Raw genomic sequence first — 17341 nt, 5'->3', positions numbered from 1 at the left:
TGGCATGCATCGTGCAAGATTGCAGCCATGCTCCCCCTGTCCCCCGATTCGCTGCGCCAGCGCCTGCGTTCCTTTGCCTCCCGCGCGCAGCCGCTGCGCATTCTTCTCACACTCGGCAGCCTGATGGCGGTGTGCGGCTACACCGGCCACCCCGAAGCGGTGATTCCGCTGTTCCTCGGCGCCATTGCCAGTGCGCTCGCCGAGACCGACGACAGCTGGCGCGGGCGCTTTCGCGCGCAGCTCGTCACGCTCGCATGCTTCACGGTGGTGTCGTTCTCGGTCGAGGCGCTGTTCGGCCGGCCGGTGCTCTTCATCGCTGGCCTGGCCTTCGCGGCCTTCTGGCTCACGATGCTGGGAGCTGTGGAGGCGCGCTACAAGGCCATCGCCTATGCGACGCTGATCCTCGCGATGTACGCGACGCTCGGCATCGAGAACCAGGCCACGCATGGCCACGGACAAGGTGATGGCGGGCGCGAGCCGTTGCTGCTCCTGGCCGGCGCCGCCTGGTATGGCGTCTTCTCGGTGCTGTGGTGCGCGGTCTTTCCGGCGCAGCCGGTGCAGGCGCGGCTGGTAACGTTGTTCACGGTGCTCGGCAACTTCGTGCGCTTCAAGGCATCGCTGTTCGAGCCGCTGCGGGGCATCGACATCGAACAGAAGCGCCTGTCGCTCGCGCAGCTCAACGCCGAGGTGGTGACCGAGCTGAATGCCGCCAAGGAAAGCATCTTCCGCCGCATCGGCGCGCGGGCGCCGACCGGGCGCATCTCGCGCTACCGCGGGCTCTACCTGATCGCGCAGGACGTGCACGAGCGCGCAAGCTCCTCGCACGACGACTACAACGCGCTGGCCGACGCCTTCTTCCACAGCGACCTTCTGTACCGCTGCCAGCGCGTGCTCGGCCTGCAGGGGCTGGCCTGCCAGCGGCTGGCCAGCTCGATCGCGCGGCGCGAGCCTTTCGACGTCGGTATCGAGACGGTGCAGGCGTTGGCCGACCTGCGCGGCGCCATCGAGCATGAGCGGGCGCGCGCGAGCACACCGCAGCGGCTCGCGCTGCTCGCCTCGGTGGAAGCGCTCGCGCGCAACCTTGCTCAGCTCGACGGGCAACTCGCCGGTGCGAGCCAGCCCTCGGCCCGCGCCGGCCGGACCGAGATGGGCCTCTTCAACCGCTCGCCGCGTTCCTGGCGCGATGCGGTGGAGCGGGTGCGGCGGCAACTCACGCCGCGCTCGCCGCTGTTTCGCCATGCGCTGCGGCTGGCGATCGCGCTGGCCGCGGGCTATGGCGTGATGCATCTGATCCATCCCGCGCAGGGCTACTGGATCCTGCTGACCACGCTGTTCGTCTGCCAGCAGACCTTTGGCGACACCATCTCGCGCATGGGGCAGCGCATTGCTGGTACCGCGCTCGGCGTGGTGGCGGGATGGGCGCTGCTGCAGCTCTTTCCGCAGCCGCTGGTGCAGTCGGTGATCGCGGTGGTGGCCGGGGTGCTTTTCTTCGCGACACGCGCCACGCGCTACCTGCTCGCGACGGCCGCGATGACGCTGCTGGTGCTGATGTGCTTCAACCAGGTGGGCGACAGCGGCCTTCTGATCGTGCCGCGGCTGGTCGACACCGCCATCGGCAGCGCGATCGCCGGCCTCGCGGTGCTGCTGGTGTTGCCGCACTGGCAGGCGCGGCGCATCAACGAGCTGGCGGCCACGGCGATGCGCAGCCATGCGGGGTATCTGCGCCGGATCGTCGAGCAATACCGCAACGGTCCGCTCGACCACCTCGATTACCGCCTCGCGCGGCGCAACGACCACAACGCCGACGCGGCGCTCTCCACGGCGGTGTCGGACATGTTCCGCGAGCCGGGGTACGTGCGGCCGCGCGCGGGCATCGCACTGCGCTTCCTGATCCGCTCGCACACGCTCCTGAGCTACCTGTCGGCACTCGGCGCGCACCGCGCCGCGCTGCCCGATTCGCCGCACATGGCGGTGCTGCGCGATGCGGCCGAGGGCGCGGCGGCGGCGCTCGATGCGCTGGCCGGCGGGCTGCAGGGTGGCGCGATCGCGGACGATCCCGCCACCGAACCTGCCGTGCGCGCCGCGCTCGCCGCCGCCGTGGCACCGGCGGGCGATGCCGGCGCGGCGGAACGCACCATCCATACGGAGCTGGCGCTGGTCTGGCTGCAGATCGACGCGCTGCGCACCCATGCGCGCGAGTGGTTGCAGCCCGGGGACGAGGCGACACCCGCCACACCGGAAACCTGAAACGTCCGACCGTCCGGCGGGGCGAAACAACCCGCCGGAAGGCTGGTCAGGTTGCGCCGGGTAAAATCGCGGCTTCATGTCACGCTGGTTCGCCGCTACTGTCCTCACCCTCATGTTGTCCTGCTACGGCCTTGCCGTGTTCGCGCAGGGGCTGATGGGTGCCGGTCATTCCGCGCATGCAGGTGCTGCCGACGTGCAGACCTGCGCAACGGCCAGCATGTCGTTCTCCGATGCATTCGTGAGCGATGCCATGGACCTGGCGGACGAACTCCCCTCCCATGACGAGGCCGGCTCCGAACACGTCGAGCTGGTCGATGCCCGCCACCCCGTGGCGATGCCGCTTTTTCTCTCTGAACAGCCGCGCGGCCTCGCCCTGACGCCCGCGCTCTCGCCTCTCCTCGATCGGCCCAAGCGGCCACCCCGCGGCACCGCCCTGGTCGCCTGAGGCTCTGCCGCGACCTGGAGCCCTTGCGGCTCCTGCCTTTCCGATCCGACCGCATCGCCGCACGCCGGCAAAGCGTTCGCATCGCGAACACACCGCTCTTCCCGTGCCACCACCGCGTCCCCGTTTCGTCGGGACGCCAGATCAAGGAATCAGAATGAACAACGGTCAACCCACTTATCACCCCGGCTTCGACGCACCGATCGCGTCGGCCCAGGAACGCAACCGCGTTCTTCGCAACACCTACTGGCTGCTCGCGCTGTCGATGGTGCCCACCGTGCTCGGCGCCTGGATCGGCGTCTCCACGGGCCTGGCGCGCGCCATGTCGCCGGGCATCGGCCTCATGGTGTTCCTCGGCGGCGCCTTCGGCTTCATGTACGCCATCGAGAAGACCAAGAACTCGGCCGCCGGCGTGCCGGTGCTGCTGGCCTTCACCTTCTTCATGGGGCTGATGCTGTCGCGCCTCGTGGGCTCGGTGCTGGGTCTCTCGAACGGCGCGAACCTGGTGATGACGGCCTTTGCCGGCACCGGCGCGATCTTCCTGGGCATGGCGACGCTGTCGTCGGTCATCAAGCGCGACCTGTCGGCCATGGGCAAGTGGCTCTTCATCGGCGCCATCCTGCTGCTGGTGGCCGGCATCGCCAACTTCTTCATCCAGTCGAGCGCGCTGATGATGACGCTGGCCGTCGCCGCCATCGGCATCTTCTCGGCCTTCATCCTGCATGACCTCAAGCGCGTGAAGGACGGCCTGGAGACCAACTACATCTCCGCCACCCTGGGTGTCTACCTCAGCATCTACAACGTGTTCCAGGCGCTCCTGGCCCTTCTGGGCATGGGTGGCGGCAAGGACGAGTAACGCTTACGAAGGGAGTCTTTCCATGCGCCTCACCACCAAGGGCCGCTTCGCGGTCACCGCGATGATCGACATCGCACTGCACGGCCGCTCGGGCCCGGTCACGCTGGCCTCGATCAGCCTGCGCCAGCGGGTCTCGCTGTCGTACCTGGAACTTCTGTTCGCCAAGCTGCGCCGCAATGACCTGGTCGAATCCACGCGCGGCCCGGGCGGCGGGTATTCGCTCAGCCGCAAGGCCGCACTCATCAGCGTGGCGGACATCGTGCTCTCCATCGAGGACCACGGCGCCGAGACCACGCGCCGCCGCGCCGGCGCGGATGTGGACGACACCGGCCGCTGCGAGGTCGAGGAGCTCTGGGCCTCGGTCAACCTGCGGGCGGTCGAGTTCCTGAAATCGATCTCGCTGCAGAGCCTGGTCGACGAACAGAAGGCCAAGGGCGTGCAGGCCGCCACCAGCGCGGCCGGCAGCCGGCGGACCACCGTGGTCGGCACGCCGGTGCGCAAGCCGTTCATCGTGGACGCACCGAACTCGGTGTTCGCACTCGGCCGGCGCCAGCAGCGCGCCGGCTGATTCGGCGGCCGATGCGCCGCGCTGGCCGGGCGCCGGTTCAGCGCGGCCCGGCGGCGGCAGCGCCGCGCGACAGCCCGGGCAGGCGCCATCCGAAAGTCATGCCCGCCGCCGCGAGCAGGATGGCTGCGGCGCCGACGAGCTGCGCCGCAGTCAGTCGCTGGCCGAAGGCCACGAAGTCCACGCCGATCGCCACCAGCGGATAGATGAACGACAGCGCGCCGGCCACCGTCGTCGGCAGCTTCTGGATCGCGCCATACAGCAGGATGAACACCAGGCCGGTGTAGATCACGCCCATCGTGAGGTGCACGCCCCAGGTCCCGGCATCGGTGGGCAGCGCCCCCAGGTTCGCAAAAGGCGCGAGCATCGCGATGCCGACGCACACCTGGATCAGCGCGATGAGGTGCGGCGCCATGTCGCCGAGCTTCTTCGCAACGATGGCGGCCACCGCGTAGCAGAAGGCGGCGCCCAAGGCCATCAGCACCCCCGTGACGTAGGCCGCACCATCGGCGCCACCCCCGCGCTTGGCCTGCGCCACCAGCACCACGCCGGCGAAGGCGATGCAGAGCCAGCCCACCTTCATCGCGGTGAGCCGCTCGGAAAACAGCAGTGCACCGAGCGCGACCAGCATGAAGGGTTGCGTGTTGTAGACCGCGGTGGCGATGGAGATCGATGCGCGCGAGAACGACGCGAAGATCAGCAGCCAGTTGGCCACCAGCGCCACACCGCCGAACGCGGCAAGGGCGAGCGTGCGCGGAGTGAGGCCGCGGCGCAGAACGCCCAGTGCGGCGCAGGCGGCCAGCAGCGTGGCCGCGCCGAACACGCAGCGCCAGAACAGCACATCGACCAGCGGCTGGCCGGAACGCACGACGAACCATCCGATGGTTCCGGAGATCACCATGGCGGCGCTCATCTCGAGCGCGCCGCGAAGCTGGGTTTGCATGGCGTCGAGCGTGCCAGTTTTGGCAACCGAGGGAAATGCCTTAAAAAAGGCGAAGGCGCCCGATTGCCATCGAAAATTAGGTCCAACCATTCGAACCACCGGAGATCGCCCGATGCTGGACGACATCGACCAGAACATCCTCACAGCCCTCGGCGCCAACGCGCGCATGTCGCTCAAGGACATTGCCCGGCAGGTGGGCCTGTCTTCGCCCAGCGTGGCCGAGCGGCTGCGGCGGCTGGAAGAGCGCGACGTGATCAGCGCCTACACGCTGGCGCTGAACCCCAAGGCGCTCGGCTACCAATTCCAGGCCATCGTGCGCATCAAGCCGCTGCCGGGCCAGTTGCATGCGGTGCAGAAGCTGATCGAGAACACGCCGCAGTTCTGCGAATGCGACAAGGTCACCGGCGAGGACTGCTTCATCGCGCGGCTCTTCCTGCAATCGCTGGAGCAGCTCGACGGCATCCTCGACCACATCGCGGCGAAGGCCGAGACCAACACCTCGCTGGTGAAGGCGCACACCATCCCGCGCCGGCTGCCGCCGTTGCGGCCGGTCCCGCCACCCGGCCCCGGCCGCTGAGCGGCCTTGCGATCCGTCAGGGCGCGAAGCCCGAGCGGCGCACCACCGGCTCCCACTGCTGGCGGTAGTTCCTGAGCATCTGCGCGGTCTCCGCGGCGCTGCTGACGACCGGCGTGATGTAGAGCGCATCGGCCGCCTTCTGCAGACCCGGCTCCTGCATGACTTCGCGGATCTTGCCGGCCAGCAGTTGCACCTTGGCGGGCGCCATCGTGCTCGGCGCGAAGAAGGTGTTCCAACCGTCGGCGTCGATCTTCATGCCGGCCTCGCGGAAGGTCGGCACGTTGGGCGCGAAGCTCGCGCGCTTCTTGCCCGAGACGGCCAGGATGCGGATCTTGCCGGCCACGTGCTGCGCATAGAGCGAGTCCATCGTGTCGATCGCGATCGGCAGCGAGCCGCCGCTCAGGTCCGCCGCCAGCGGCGCCGAGCCGCCATAGCCCTTGATCTGCGGCTGCACGCTCAGCGCATCGCCCACCATCAGGCCGAAGAAGTGCGGCAGGCTGCCGGTCGCCGGCACGCCGAAGACCGCCTCTTCCGGATGCGCCCAAAGCCGGCCCACCAGGAACATCGCGCGGTCCAGCTGCAGCTTGTTGCCCACGGCCAGCGCGAAGTCGTAGCTGCTGACCTGGGAGACGGGCACGAAGTCCTTGTCGGGGTCGTAGCCCAGGTCCTTGAACACCAGCGGCGCGACCACCATCACGGCGGGGTTGCCGAGCATCAGCACGTTCTCGCCCGCAGGCGCGCGCTTGATCTGCTTGGCCGCAAGCCGGCCGCCTTCGCCGGGACGGTTCTCGACCGTCACGGGCACGCCGAGCTTCGGGCTCAGCCGCTCCGCGATGAGCCGCGCCATGCGGTCGGTGCTGCCGCCAGGCGCGTAGCCGACGACGAGGATGAGCGGAGCATCCAGGTTCTGCGCATGCGCTGGCACGAAAGCGCCGCAGACGGCGAGAGCGGCGACACACCATGCGGTGAGTTTTCGCCGGGAAAAGAGAATGGGCACGGGATCTCCTGCGTCCGGCGATAGACCGGCTACTGTTACTTTGTTTATACGCAAGTAACAAATAGTTGATCTAATCCACCATTGGCGGCCGAGGCGGCGCAGCCACAACCCTTGTGAATTCCATGTCAGCTTTTCCCGATGCGGACGCCCTGCGCTCCCCCCGATCCCTCGACGACCTGCTGCTGTACCGGCTGTCGCGCGCATCCCGCGCCGGCAGCGGCATGGCGACCCGCATGGTCGAGGGCGGCTTCGGCATCACCCGCCGCGAATGGGGAATGATCGGCACGCTCGCGGAGGTCGGCGAGATCACGCCCTCGGCACTCGCCGAGCGGCTCGACCTGGACCGCGTGCGCACCTCGCGGGCCCTGCGCAGCCTGACGGACAAGAAACTGGTGGAGCGCCGCCAGGACGTCGACGACCGCCGCGAAGTGCACATGCGCCTGAGCCCGTCGGGCCGGCAGCTCTTCGGCGAGTTGTTCCCCCGCATCGCGAGCCTCAACACCGGGCTGCTCGATGGCATCGATGCGGCGGACGTCGAGGTCTTTCTCCGATGCCTGCGCCGGCTCGAAGTGCGCGGCACCGAATTGAGCGCGCAGGGCATGGTGCCGGAGAAGGCCGACCGCCGCGCGGGTGGAACGCGCCACCGCTGGCCCCAGCGCGGCGCCTGAGAACCGCGGCTTCGCGCCTCGCGTCCGGGGTCAGCCTCCCCGCGCGCCGGCCACGCCCGGTGCCTTCATGTCGTAGGAGATCCGTCCCGCCGGCAGGTAGAACAGCGCGATGACCGCACCGCCCTTCGCCTCCGGATAGTGATGGCTCCCCGGCGCCGGCGCGGTCCATCCGCCGTAGCACCACCCGTTGGGCCCGGCCAGCGCGGCGCCGTCATCGAGCGGCACCACCATGTTGAATTCGCCATAGGGATGCGCGTGGTAGTCGCCGCGAAAGCTCCCTTCGGGATTGCCCTGCGTGTTGCCCGTGCTGTCCATGTAGACCGCGGTGATGCTGAAACCGAAGGTGCGCGCCGAGGGGTCGCACAACCGTGCGCGCCGGTACTTGCGTCCCTGGACCTCGACATCGGCGGCCCAGCCGTCGCGTACGCCGGCCTTCACCAGCGCGGCCAGTTCGTCGTAGCGCTTCGAGCCGGGCGGGTAGGTGGTGTTGAGCCACTGTTCCACCTCGGTTCCGGTGGTCATGTTCTGGATTTCGTCGAGAAAAGGCAGGCTGGCCTCGATCAGTTTTTCGCGGTCGGTCATTCGTGGTTTTCCTTTGGCTGAGGGGTCTGGGTTTCTTCGGTGCCGCTATGCATCGGCCTTGAAGCCGGAGGCCTCGACCACCGGCTTCCATTGCTCACGTTCGGTGGCGATGAGGCGCGTGTAGTCGGCCGGCCCGAGATAGAGAACCTCCAGGCCGATCTGGGACAGGCCGGCCATCAGCGTGCTGTCGCGCGATGCGATCTGCGTGGCTTCGGCGAGTGCCGCGACGGTTTTCTCCGGCGTGGCGGCCGGCGCATGGAGGCCGTAGCTTTCGAGCCCGGTCACCGTGTCGAAGCCCTGCTCCGCGAAGGTCGGCACGTTTTTCAGGAAGCGCGAACGGCGTTCGCTGCTCACGGCCAGGAGGCGCAGCTTGCCGCTCTCCAGGTACTGCAGGAAGTCGCCCACGAAGCCGATGTAGGCGGGAATCTGCCCGCCCAGCAGGTCCTGCACTGCGGGCGCGGAGCCGCGATAGGCCACGTGCGTGAGCGGCACGCCGGCCGCCTGCGAGAAACGGTAGCCCAGGAACTGCGCCAGCGAACCCGCCGCGGGCGATGCGTAGGTGCGTCCGGTCTCGGTGCGCTTGAGCCAGCGCGCGTAGTCGGCCAGCGTCTTCACTTCGGGCGGCACGGCGCTGCTCACGGCCAGCACGCAGGCCGCGGAGGCCAGCAGCGCGACGGGTTTGAAATCCTTCGCGGGGTCGTATGCGAGGTTGGCGTACACGTGCGGGTAGATCGTCATCGCCGAGGTGTGCGTGCACAGCAGCACGCTGCCGTCCGGCTTCTCGCGCTTGAGCTGCGCATTGGCGATGCGTCCCGCGGCGCCCGGCCGGTTGTCCACGAGGTAAGGCCGGCCTTGCGTGCGCCACGATTCCGCGAGGCGGCGCGCGGTCTGGTCGAGCGTGCCGCCGGGCGGATAGCCCACGACGAGCCGCCCCATTGCCGCCTCGCCCTGCGCGAAAGACAGCGCCGGCAATAGCGCCGCCCCCGGCAAGAGACACGCAGCGCGCCTTGCGAAAGTCCGCCTCGAAATGTGATGCACCATGATTGCTCCAGTTGTTTGTCCCGGCCATGTCCTGGGTCGCCAGGAACGCATGGGCGAACGGTGCCACCGCGCACCCGCTACCGGAAGCGATCAATCTGCAACCCCACAATGCAGCGCGTGCAACATGAGGAGAACGAGATGGCAGTGAATCCGAGCCGAATGGACCTGAACCTGCTGCGGGTCTTCGATGCCGTCTTCGAGGACCAGAACCTGCTGCGCGCGGGCAAGCGCCTGCACCTGAGCCAGTCCGCGATCAGCCATGCGCTGGCCCGGCTGCGCGAGGCCCTGCAGGACGAGCTGTTCATCCGCACGGCCCGCGGCATGGAGCCCACCGCGCGCGCACTCGCCATGGCCGCGCCGCTGCGGGAAGCCTTGCGCAGCATCCACGACACGCTGGGCGTGCGCCCCTTCGACCCCGCCACGGCCGCGCGCACCTTCGTGCTGGCCGCGAACGACTACGTCACTTCGGCGCTGCTGACTGGCCTCAGCCATCGCGTGAGCGCCATCGCACCGTCGGTGGACCTGGTGGTGCGGCCGTCCACGCGCCTGGACCTGGCCGAGCAGATCGACGTGGGCCGCATCGACATTGCCATCGGCATCTTCGCGGAGGTGCCGCCGCGCTTCCAGAGCGGCCCGGTGTGGACGCAGGAGGACGTGCTCGTCATGCGCAAGGGCCATCCGCTGCGCCGGCGCCGGCTGCGCGTCGACGACCTGGCGGAATTCCCGCTGGTGACCGTGTCGCTCGGCGGACAGGAGGAAGGCGCGGTGAGCGGCTACATCGTCGAGCGCGGTCTGGCGCGCCAGTCGGAGATGTTCGACCGGCAGGCGCTGGAAGATGCGCTGTCGGCCATCGGCAGGCATCCGCGCTACCGCATCACGGTGCCGCATTCGCTCGCGGTGCCCGACCTGCTGCAGGGCACCGACATGGTCTGCATCGTGCCCGCGCCGCTGGCGCAGGCCTTCGTGCGCCGCGGCGACCTGCATGCGAAGCCGCTGCCCTACGAGGTGGCGAACGTGAGCCTGCGTGCGATATGGCACCGGCGGCACGAGCACGATCCGGCCCATGTCTGGCTCAGAGAACAGCTCACCGACATCGCGGCACTCGCGCGCGGCTGACGCAGGGGGAAACCCACCCAAATCCGATGCGGTGCATACCGATGCTGCGCAAGTTTCAATGGGCAGCGGCGCACGAGCGTGCGAGCATGACGCCATGATGAAAGCAGCCTCCACGGACACCACGCGCGACAACGCGGCACGACGCATCGTCGACGAGGTCATCCGCTCGCGCCGGGCGGTTCGCGCGTTCGATCCCACGCCAGTTCCGAAGGCGCTCGTCGTCGAAATGCTCGAGGTCGCGCGATGCGCGCCGAGCAACTCGAACACGCAACCCTGGTTCGTGCACGTGCTCGAAGGCGAAGCCAGGCGCCGGCTCGGCGAGGCACTGCTGCGCTCGCACGCGCGCGATGAACTTCCCGCCTCGCAGCACTTCCCCGGCGAACTGCCCGCGGCGTGCAAGTCGCGGCAGGCGGATTTCGGTGCCCGCTACTACGCGGCGCTCGGCATCGACCGCGCGGACGCGGCGGCACGCTACGCGCAGACGGCACGCAATTACCTGTTCTTCGATGCGCCGGTCGGGCTCATCTTCACCATCGACCGGCGGCTGATGCCGCACAGCTGGGCCGACTTCGGCATGTTCCTGCAGACCTTCATGCTCGCGGCGAAGGCACGAGGGCTCGACACCTGCCCGCAGGTGTCGTTCGTGCGGCACGAGCCAGTCGTCCGCGAGTGCCTGCAATTGCCGGAGGACCAGACCGTGGTGTGCGGCATGTCGCTGGGCCATGCGCGGACGGATGCGGCATTGCACCGCATTGCGATGCCCAGAGACCCGGTGGAGGCGTTCACGGTCTTCCACGGCTTCGATGGCGAAAGCTGAATACGCGCCTTCGTTCTTTCGGTGTACCAGGGCCGATCCGGCCTACGGCGCGGGCGTGGGTGAAGCGCTGGGTCTCCGAGCAATCGCCGCGCGGAATTCGCCGGGCGTCATGCCCTTGATGCGCCTGAAGTGCCGGTTGAAGTTCGAGATGTTGTTGAAGCCCACCTCGTAGCAGATGCTGCTCACCTGCTGGCGCGTGGAGGCCAGCAGGCGGCAGGCGCGCGCCACGCGCAGCCCGATCACGAAGTCGGTGAAGGTCTGGCCGGTCGCGCGGCGGAAACTGCGCGAGAAAGCGTTCTCGCGCATGCCGACGACCGCGCCGACCTCGGCGAGCGAGAGCTCCTCCACGTAGTTGTCGCGGATGTGGTCGAGCGCCTTGTGGATGCGCGTCGCAGCCCCGGGCTCGCCCAGCGAATCGTCGGTGAACGCGGCGTCGGCCAGCAGCCGGTACTCGGACCATTGCGAGAGCTCGTTGAGCAGCACGGTGAATTCCGCGAAGCGCGCGAGGCCCTGCAGCATCTCGATGCGCCGCAGCCGCGAAACGATGCCTTCGTTCAGTCCCACGAACTGCACGCCTTGCCGCGCACGCGCCAGGAGCGGCGCCGCATCGCGCAGTTCGGGAAACAGTTCCATGCCGCGGCGCAGCGGCTCGTCGCCGAAGCGCAGCACCAGGCTGCCGGCATTGCCCGCGCCATGCAGCGGATGGTGCTCGAACGCAAGGCTGTGCGGCAGCCGCGGACCCAGCAGCACCACGGTGCCGGGCGCGAAGCGATGGGTTTCCTCGTCGATGCCGCTGCCCACGCGCAGCCGCGCCGGCGCGGCGCCGATCAGGTGCAACTCGTGCTCGTGCAGGCAGTTCGCATCGTTGCCGCGCGCCGAGGTCGCGGACAAGGTTTCGCAGTGGATGGTGATACGGGTCTCCGCCAGCGCAGGCAGGGCGAGATCGGATGTGGTGCCGCGCCGCGCATCGAGCGGGCGGGCGCGCGCGGTGGTGTACGTGCGCGCTGCGGACGCATGCGGTCGGGAGGCGGAGGCCGGCGGCATCGTTTTCAGCAAGACCAGATCTCCAACGGCAACAACAGGTCGAACGGCGTCAGCTCTTGCGAGCCGGCGGCGGCACGGCCGTCTGCTGCTGGAACGCGGCGAGCAGCCGGTACTCCTCGCCGAGCTTGCGCGGAAGCGAGAGGTACACCGGCAGCAGCTGCCGGTAGAGCGCGGCATTCTTGGCATTGGGCGTGTGGCGGTGCGTGGCGCCGACCATGCCCGCCACCACGTCGAGCGAATCGACATGGCCCAGCGCGTAGAGCCCGAGCACCGCGGCGCCCAGGCATGAGCTCTCAAAGCTCTCGGGCACCACCACCTCGCGGTCGAACACGTCGGCCATCATCTGGCGCCACATGCCCGAGCGCGCGAAGCCGCCGGTGGCCTTGATGTGCGCGCTGCGCCCGGCAATCGACTCGACCGCCGGCAGGATGCTGTAGAGGTTGAAGATCACGCCCTCCAGCACCGCGCGGATCATGTGCTCCTTGCGGTGGTGGATGCCCAGCCCGAAGAAGGAACCGCGCAGGTCGGCGTTCCAGTACGGCGCGCGCTCGCCGGTGAGGAAGGGGTGGAACACCAGCCCCTCGGAGCCGGCCGACACGCGCTCGGCGATGCGCGTGAGCACCTCGTAGGTGTCGATGCCCAGGCGCTTGGCTGTCTCGGCCTCGGCCGAGGCGAACTCGTCGCGCACCCAGCGCAGGATGATGCCGCCGTTGTTCACCGGCCCGCCCACCACCCAGCGCCGCTCGGCAAGCGCATAGCAGAAGGTGCGGCCCTCGGGATCGGTCATGGGGTGGTCGACCACGGTGCGCATCGCGCCGCTGGTGCCGATGGTCACGGCCACCTCGCCGGGTGCCACCGCGTTCACGCCGAGGTTGGAGAGCACGCCGTCGTTGGCGCCGATCACGAAGGGCGTGTCGGTCGCCAGGCCCAGCTGCGCTGCGACATCGGCTGTGAGGCCCTCGATGTGCCAGGTGGTCGGCACCGGGCGCGGCAACTGGTCGGCGCGCACGCCGGCGAGCGCGAGCGCGCCTTCGTCCCAGTCGAGCCGCTCGAGGTTGAAGAGCCCCGTGGCCGAGGCGATCGAATGGTCGACCTGCCATTGCCCGAAGAGCCGGAAGAACACGTATTCCTTGATGCCGACGAAGCGCGCCGCGCTTGCGAAGAGTTCGGCGCGCTCATGGCGCAGCCACACCAGCTTGGCCAGCGGCGACATCGGGTGGATCGGCGTGCCGGTGCGGCGGTAGATCGCGAGCCCGTCCCATTCGTCGCGGATGCGCTCGGCCCAACGCGCGGCGCGCTGGTCCGCCCAGGTGATGCTGCGCGTGAGCGGCACACCCGCGGCATCGACCAGGATCAGGCTGTGCATCGCCGCGCTGAAGGACACGGCGAGCACGTCGCCCGGCGCGGCCTTGCATGCCTTGACGCAGCCCGCGATGGTCTGCAGCACGGCCTCGAAGATCTGCTCCGGGTCCTGCTCGGCGGCCGCGGCCTCGGGCTGCAGCAGCGGGTATTCGGCCGTGTCGTGCGCCACCACGCGACCGGCCGGCGTGAACGCCACCGCCTTGGTGCTGGTGGTTCCGATGTCGACCCCGATGACGATGCGGCCCATGGCTTGTCTCCTTCGCTTACGCAAATACGGTCACACGACCAGGTTCAGCAGCATGATGAACGCGAGGGCCACGACCGAGATCAGCGTTTCCATCACCGTCCAGGTCTTGAAGGTCTCGGCCACCGTCATGTTGAAGTATTGCTTGACCAGCCAGAAGCCCGCGTCGTTGACGTGCGAAAGAATCAGCGACCCCGCGCCCGTGGCCAGCACCAGCAGCTCGAGGTTCACGCCCGGCACCATGGTGGCGAGCGGCGCGACGATGCCCGCGCCGGTGATGGTGGCCACCGTGGCCGAACCGGTGGCAATGCGGATCAGCCCCGCCACCAGCCAGGCCAACAGGATCGGCGAGACCTGCGCATGCAGCGCCATCTGCCCGATCGCGTTGCCCACGCCGCTGGTCACCAGCATCTGCTTGAAGCCGCCGCCCGCGCCGATGATCAGCACGATGGCCGCGGTGGGTGCGAGGCTGTCGTCCACGAACTTCATGATCTGCTTGCTGGTGAAGCCGCGTGCAAAGCCGAAGGTGTAGAGCGACAGCAAGAGCGCCGCCAGCAGCGCGGTGATCGGATGGCCGATGAAGTCCAGCCACTGGCGCACGATGTTCTTGTCGTCGAGCGCCACGTCGGCAAAGGTCTTCAGCAGCATCAGCGCGACCGGCAGCAGGATCGTGACCAGCGTGATGCCGAAGCCCGGCAGCTCGCGCGCCTCGGGTTCGCGCGCCAGCTGCGCCAGCAGCTCGGGCGAGGCTTCGCCCGGCACGTACTTGGAGATGAACTTGCCGAAGATCGGGCCCGCGATCATCGCGGTGGGCAGACCGACGAGGAGGCCGTAGAAGATGGTCTTGCCGATGTCGGCGCCGAACACGCCGATGGCCAGCAGCGGCCCCGGGTGCGGCGGCACCAGGCCGTGCACCACCGACAGGCCCGCCAGCAGCGGAATGCCGATGCGGATCAGCGACACGCCGGTGCGCCGCGCCACGATGAACACCAGCGGAATGAGCAGCACGAAGCCGATTTCGAAGAAGAGCGGAATGCCCACCAGGAAGGCCGCGAACATCATGGCCCAGTGCACGCGTTCCTTGCCGAAGGCGTCGATCAGCGTGCGCGCGATGCGGTCGGCGCCGCCCGACTCGGCCATCATCTTGCCGAGCATGGTGCCCAGGCCCAGCACGATGCCCACGAAACCGAGCACGCCGCCGAAGCCGTCCTGGAAGGACTTCATCACGAGGTCCACCGGCATGCCGGAAGTCAGGCCCAGGAAGCCGGCGGCCAGCGTCAGCGCGATGAAGGGGTGCACGCGCCAGCGCGTGATCAGAAGGATCAGCCCGAGGATCGCCACCAGGGCGTCGACGAGCAGGAAAACCTCTTTGCTCATTCCGAACATGTGTATGTCTCCTGAAACCGGCCGCTGCAAGGGCGGCCGATGAATGGGATAGCGCTATCCCTCGCAAATCAAAAAAAGCAGCTCTCTGGCGCGCTCGGGTTTGTCCCGAAGGGTCGCAGGGCTGGACAGCGCTATCCTAGGACAGCGCTGTCCAATTCAATCTTGGTAATAACCCTTAGAAATCAAACATGGCCGACGCCCCCGAACGACCACGTTCCCGCTCCTCCAGTCACGCGACGCTCGCCGACGTCGCCCGCGTCTCGGGCGTCAGCCCGATCACCGTGTCGCGCGCGCTGCGCGGCGCGCGCAATGTGGCGCCCGAGCTGCAGGCCCGCGTGCAGGCCGCGGTCGACCAGCTCGGCTATGTGCCCAACGTGGCGGCGCGCGCGCTGGCTTCGGCGCGCAGCTCCCACGTGGCGGTGCTGATTCCGTCGCTGACCAACCAGCTCTTCGTGGAACTGCTCGAGGCGGTGCAGGACGCGCTCTCGCCACACGGCTTCCAGTCGCTCATCGGAGTCACGCACTACGACCCCGCGCAGGAAGAGGCGCTGCTGCGCAGCTACCTCTCGCAGCGGCCGGCGGGCCTGCTGCTCACCGGCTTCGACCGCAGCGATGCGTCCTTGCGGATGCTCGAGCGCAGCGATGCGCCCTGCGTGTACCTGATGGAAACCTCCACCGCCCCCGGCATCCACAGCGTGGGGTTCTCGCAGCAGGACGCGGGCCGCGCCATCGTGCAGCACCTGCTGCAGGGCGGCCGCCGGCGCATTGCCTATGCCGCCGGCCAGCTCGATCCGCGCGTGATGATGCGGCGGGAGGGCTACCGCGAGGCGCTGCGCGCGGCCGGCTGCCACGACCCGGCGCTCGAGCTGCTGGTGCCGGGCCCCACTTCCATGGCGCTGGGCGGCCGGCAGTTCGAGGAGCTGCTCGCGCGCCACCCCGACGTGGACGCCATCTTCTATTGCAACGACGACCTTGCCCAGGGCGCACTGCTCGCCGCGCTGCGCACCGGCGTGCCGGTGCCGCAGCGCGTGGCCATTGCGGGCTTCAACGACCTCGGCGGCAGCGACCAGATGCTGCCGCCGCTGACCTCGGTGCGCACCCCGCGCCGCGAGATCGGCGAGCGCGCGGCCACCATGCTGCTGGCGCTGATGCGCGCGGAGCTTGTGGCCGAACGCACGGTGGACCTGGGCTTCGAGTTGATGGTGCGGCAGAGCAGCTGAAGCGGCCGGAGAGCTAGCCTTTCGGCTGCATCAGGGTGTTCGACGGCAGCGTCTCGTCCAGGAGCTTGCGCGCGGTCTCCACGCCCGCCACCGGCAGTAGCTTGGGGTCGAGCAGGCCCACCTGCACCAGCACGCTGGCCTGGTCCCAGTAGATGTGCTCGTGGTAGAGCTTGTCGCCGCGGAACTTGATGACTGCGAGCAAGGGAATCTCCACGCGCTTTCCGGTCGGCGGCACGCCGGGCAGCATCCACGGGATCTCGGTCGTGTGCGTGAAGCAGAACAGCATCTCGTCGACCACCTGCGATGCGCCCACGGTGCGGGAGATCGGCACCAGCGAGGTGTCGGGCGGATTGCTGTTGACGAAGTGGTTCGTATAGAAGGCGTGCAGCGCCTTGTAGCCCACGCCGCCCGTCATGGTCGGGGTGTGGTTCACATAGGGCTCGGCCACCATGGTGCCCATCGTGTCGTCGACGTTGCGCGTGCCGAACTCATATTCGCAGTGCTTGTCCCAGAGCGCCGACAGGTCGTAGTTCGGACCGATCGCGCCCTTGAGCGCCGCGATGCTGCGCTCGTGCGCCATCAACGCCGAGGGCTTGTGGAAGTGCTCGCCGCCGTTGCGCGCGAAGGCGTGGTCCATGCCGGGGTACACATACAGCGAAACACCAGGGCGGCCCGACAGCGTCTTCACGATGCGGTCGCGCGCCTCGGGCGGGCAGAACTTGTCGAGCTCGGCGATGTGCAGCGTGAGCGGGCGCTTGATGTTGTCGGCTTCGCCGAGCGCTGCATCGATGCCCACGCCGTAGTAGCCGACTGCGACATCCGCATCGGTGCGGCACGCGGACAGGTACGCAAGCTTGCCGCCGAGGCAGAAGCCGAGCACGCCGACCTTCTCTTGCACCTCGGGCCGCTGGCGCAATGCGGTGATCGCGGCCTGCATGTCTTCCATGCCCTTGGCTTCGTCGAAGCCGCCGTAGAGCGCGAAGGCGCGCTGCCAGTCGGCCTCGCTGTAGCCGAGCTCCACATCGGGCTCCTGGCGCCAGAAGAGATCGGGCACCAGCACCACGTAGCCTTCTTCCGCGTAGTAGTCGGCCACCTCGCGCATCGTGTGGTTGATGCCGAAGATCTCCTGCGCAATCACGAGGCCCGGGCCACTGCCGGCTTTGGGCAATGCGAGGTAGCCGTTGAAACTGCCGCTGCCGTCGGTGGCCTGGATACGGATTTTTTTCTGCATGTG

At 68.6% G+C, this 17341-nt stretch carries 17 protein-coding genes; 9 read left to right on the top strand and 8 right to left on the bottom strand.

The window, feature by feature from the left end; genetic code table 11:
- Positions 1–27 precede the first annotated feature (27 nt).
- The 4 genes from yccS (at position 28) to M2282_RS08250 (ending at position 4113) form a co-directional block, all read left to right on the top strand.
- Positions 28–2247 carry a YccS family putative transporter gene (yccS, locus tag M2282_RS08265; RefSeq protein ID WP_280808300.1) on the top strand — a complete coding sequence of 740 codons (2220 nt, stop codon included), beginning with the start codon at positions 28–30 and terminating at the stop codon, positions 2245–2247.
- 76 nt (positions 2248–2323) lie between these two features.
- Positions 2324–2692: a hypothetical protein gene (locus tag M2282_RS08260; RefSeq protein ID WP_280808299.1), complete on the top strand. Its 369-nt coding sequence runs from the start codon at positions 2324–2326 to the stop codon at positions 2690–2692.
- Between the two features lie 154 nt (positions 2693–2846).
- Positions 2847–3545 (top strand): Bax inhibitor-1/YccA family protein, encoded by a 699-nt coding sequence (locus M2282_RS08255; protein ID WP_257861793.1) that lies wholly within the window; start codon positions 2847–2849, stop codon positions 3543–3545.
- A gap of 22 nt (positions 3546–3567) precedes the next feature.
- Entirely contained in the window at positions 3568–4113 is a 546-nt protein-coding gene (locus M2282_RS08250) for an Rrf2 family transcriptional regulator (RefSeq protein WP_280808298.1), read from the top strand.
- Positions 4114–4150: 37 nt separating this feature from the next.
- On the opposite strand, the gene M2282_RS08245 is transcribed toward M2282_RS08250, so the two are convergent.
- Complete coding sequence (locus M2282_RS08245) at positions 4151–5053, bottom strand: DMT family transporter (protein WP_280808297.1); 903 nt, start codon at positions 5051–5053, stop codon at positions 4151–4153.
- A 112-nt stretch (positions 5054–5165) separates the two neighbouring features.
- On the opposite strand from M2282_RS08245, the gene M2282_RS08240 reads away from it, so the two are divergent.
- Positions 5166–5630, top strand: a complete 465-nt coding sequence (locus M2282_RS08240) for an Lrp/AsnC family transcriptional regulator (RefSeq protein WP_280808296.1) — start codon at positions 5166–5168, stop codon at positions 5628–5630.
- Positions 5631–5646: 16 nt separating this feature from the next.
- On the opposite strand, the gene M2282_RS08235 is transcribed toward M2282_RS08240, so the two are convergent.
- Complete coding sequence (locus tag M2282_RS08235) at positions 5647–6627, bottom strand: tripartite tricarboxylate transporter substrate-binding protein (protein WP_280808295.1); 981 nt, start codon at positions 6625–6627, stop codon at positions 5647–5649.
- 122 nt (positions 6628–6749) lie between these two features.
- On the opposite strand from M2282_RS08235, the gene M2282_RS08230 reads away from it, so the two are divergent.
- Positions 6750–7295, top strand: coding sequence for a MarR family winged helix-turn-helix transcriptional regulator (locus M2282_RS08230; RefSeq protein ID WP_280808294.1), 546 nt, complete (start codon positions 6750–6752; stop codon positions 7293–7295).
- 30 nt (positions 7296–7325) lie between these two features.
- On the opposite strand, the gene M2282_RS08225 is transcribed toward M2282_RS08230, so the two are convergent.
- Both M2282_RS08225 and M2282_RS08220 read right to left on the bottom strand, forming a co-directional pair.
- Positions 7326–7877, bottom strand: a complete 552-nt coding sequence (locus tag M2282_RS08225; RefSeq protein ID WP_280808293.1) for a DUF4863 family protein — start codon at positions 7875–7877, stop codon at positions 7326–7328.
- 45 nt (positions 7878–7922) lie between these two features.
- Complete coding sequence (locus M2282_RS08220; protein ID WP_280808292.1) at positions 7923–8849, bottom strand: tripartite tricarboxylate transporter substrate-binding protein; 927 nt, start codon at positions 8847–8849, stop codon at positions 7923–7925.
- A gap of 213 nt (positions 8850–9062) precedes the next feature.
- Here M2282_RS08220 and M2282_RS08215 point away from each other — a divergent pair, with 213 nt between their 5' ends.
- On the top strand, positions 9063–10034 hold the full coding sequence (locus tag M2282_RS08215; RefSeq protein ID WP_432422887.1) for a LysR substrate-binding domain-containing protein: 972 nt from the start codon (positions 9063–9065) through the stop codon (positions 10032–10034).
- A 94-nt stretch (positions 10035–10128) separates the two neighbouring features.
- Positions 10129–10851 carry a nitroreductase gene (locus M2282_RS08210; protein WP_280808290.1) on the top strand — a complete coding sequence of 241 codons (723 nt, stop codon included), beginning with the start codon at positions 10129–10131 and terminating at the stop codon, positions 10849–10851.
- Between the two features lie 42 nt (positions 10852–10893).
- Here the strand turns inward: M2282_RS08210 and M2282_RS08205 are convergent, their stop codons facing one another.
- Genes M2282_RS08205 through M2282_RS08195 form a run of 3 tightly spaced genes read right to left on the bottom strand, consistent with a single transcriptional unit; the run spans position 10894 to position 14887 of the window.
- Positions 10894–11907 carry an AraC family transcriptional regulator gene (locus M2282_RS08205; RefSeq protein WP_280808289.1) on the bottom strand — a complete coding sequence of 338 codons (1014 nt, stop codon included), beginning with the start codon at positions 11905–11907 and terminating at the stop codon, positions 10894–10896.
- 37 nt (positions 11908–11944) lie between these two features.
- Positions 11945–13504 carry a gluconokinase gene (gntK, locus tag M2282_RS08200; RefSeq protein ID WP_280808288.1) on the bottom strand — a complete coding sequence of 520 codons (1560 nt, stop codon included), beginning with the start codon at positions 13502–13504 and terminating at the stop codon, positions 11945–11947.
- A 30-nt stretch (positions 13505–13534) separates the two neighbouring features.
- On the bottom strand, positions 13535–14887 hold the full coding sequence (locus tag M2282_RS08195) for a GntP family permease (protein WP_280808287.1): 1353 nt from the start codon (positions 14885–14887) through the stop codon (positions 13535–13537).
- Positions 14888–15075: 188 nt separating this feature from the next.
- On the opposite strand from M2282_RS08195, the gene M2282_RS08190 reads away from it, so the two are divergent.
- Positions 15076–16107 (top strand): LacI family DNA-binding transcriptional regulator, encoded by a 1032-nt coding sequence (locus tag M2282_RS08190; RefSeq protein WP_280808286.1) that lies wholly within the window; start codon positions 15076–15078, stop codon positions 16105–16107.
- Between the two features lie 13 nt (positions 16108–16120).
- Here M2282_RS08190 and M2282_RS08185 read toward each other — a convergent pair whose 3' ends face one another.
- Positions 16121–17338 (bottom strand): dienelactone hydrolase family protein, encoded by a 1218-nt coding sequence (locus M2282_RS08185; protein ID WP_280808285.1) that lies wholly within the window; start codon positions 17336–17338, stop codon positions 16121–16123.
- Between the last annotated feature and the right edge of the window lie 3 nt (positions 17339–17341).

Source organism: Variovorax boronicumulans (assembly GCF_029892485.1).
In the GTDB taxonomy this organism is placed as follows: domain Bacteria; phylum Pseudomonadota; class Gammaproteobacteria; order Burkholderiales; family Burkholderiaceae_C; genus Variovorax; species Variovorax boronicumulans_B.
The sequence above is the reverse complement of the archived record's forward strand: the minus strand, read 5'-3'. Positions and strand labels throughout refer to the sequence as shown.

Excerpts from the sequence above, each read along its gene's own strand:
- yccS (WP_280808300.1), top strand. The coding sequence starts at position 28 with ATGCTCCCCCTGTCCCCCGATTCGCTGCGCCAGCGCCTGCGTTCCTTT.
- M2282_RS08260 (WP_280808299.1), top strand. The coding sequence starts at position 2,324 with ATGTCACGCTGGTTCGCCGCTACTGTCCTCACCCTCATGTTGTCCTGC.
- M2282_RS08255 (WP_257861793.1), top strand. The coding sequence starts at position 2,847 with ATGAACAACGGTCAACCCACTTATCACCCCGGCTTCGACGCACCGATC.
- M2282_RS08250 (WP_280808298.1), top strand. The coding sequence starts at position 3,568 with ATGCGCCTCACCACCAAGGGCCGCTTCGCGGTCACCGCGATGATCGAC.
- M2282_RS08245 (WP_280808297.1), bottom strand. The coding sequence starts at position 5,053 with ATGCAAACCCAGCTTCGCGGCGCGCTCGAGATGAGCGCCGCCATGGTG.
- M2282_RS08240 (WP_280808296.1), top strand. The coding sequence starts at position 5,166 with ATGCTGGACGACATCGACCAGAACATCCTCACAGCCCTCGGCGCCAAC.
- M2282_RS08230 (WP_280808294.1), top strand. The coding sequence starts at position 6,750 with ATGTCAGCTTTTCCCGATGCGGACGCCCTGCGCTCCCCCCGATCCCTC.
- M2282_RS08225 (WP_280808293.1), bottom strand. The coding sequence starts at position 7,877 with ATGACCGACCGCGAAAAACTGATCGAGGCCAGCCTGCCTTTTCTCGAC.
- M2282_RS08210 (WP_280808290.1), top strand. The coding sequence starts at position 10,129 with ATGATGAAAGCAGCCTCCACGGACACCACGCGCGACAACGCGGCACGA.
- gntK (WP_280808288.1), bottom strand. The coding sequence starts at position 13,504 with ATGGGCCGCATCGTCATCGGGGTCGACATCGGAACCACCAGCACCAAG.
- M2282_RS08195 (WP_280808287.1), bottom strand. The coding sequence starts at position 14,887 with ATGTTCGGAATGAGCAAAGAGGTTTTCCTGCTCGTCGACGCCCTGGTG.
- M2282_RS08190 (WP_280808286.1), top strand. The coding sequence starts at position 15,076 with ATGGCCGACGCCCCCGAACGACCACGTTCCCGCTCCTCCAGTCACGCG.
- M2282_RS08185 (WP_280808285.1), bottom strand. The coding sequence starts at position 17,338 with ATGCAGAAAAAAATCCGTATCCAGGCCACCGACGGCAGCGGCAGTTTC.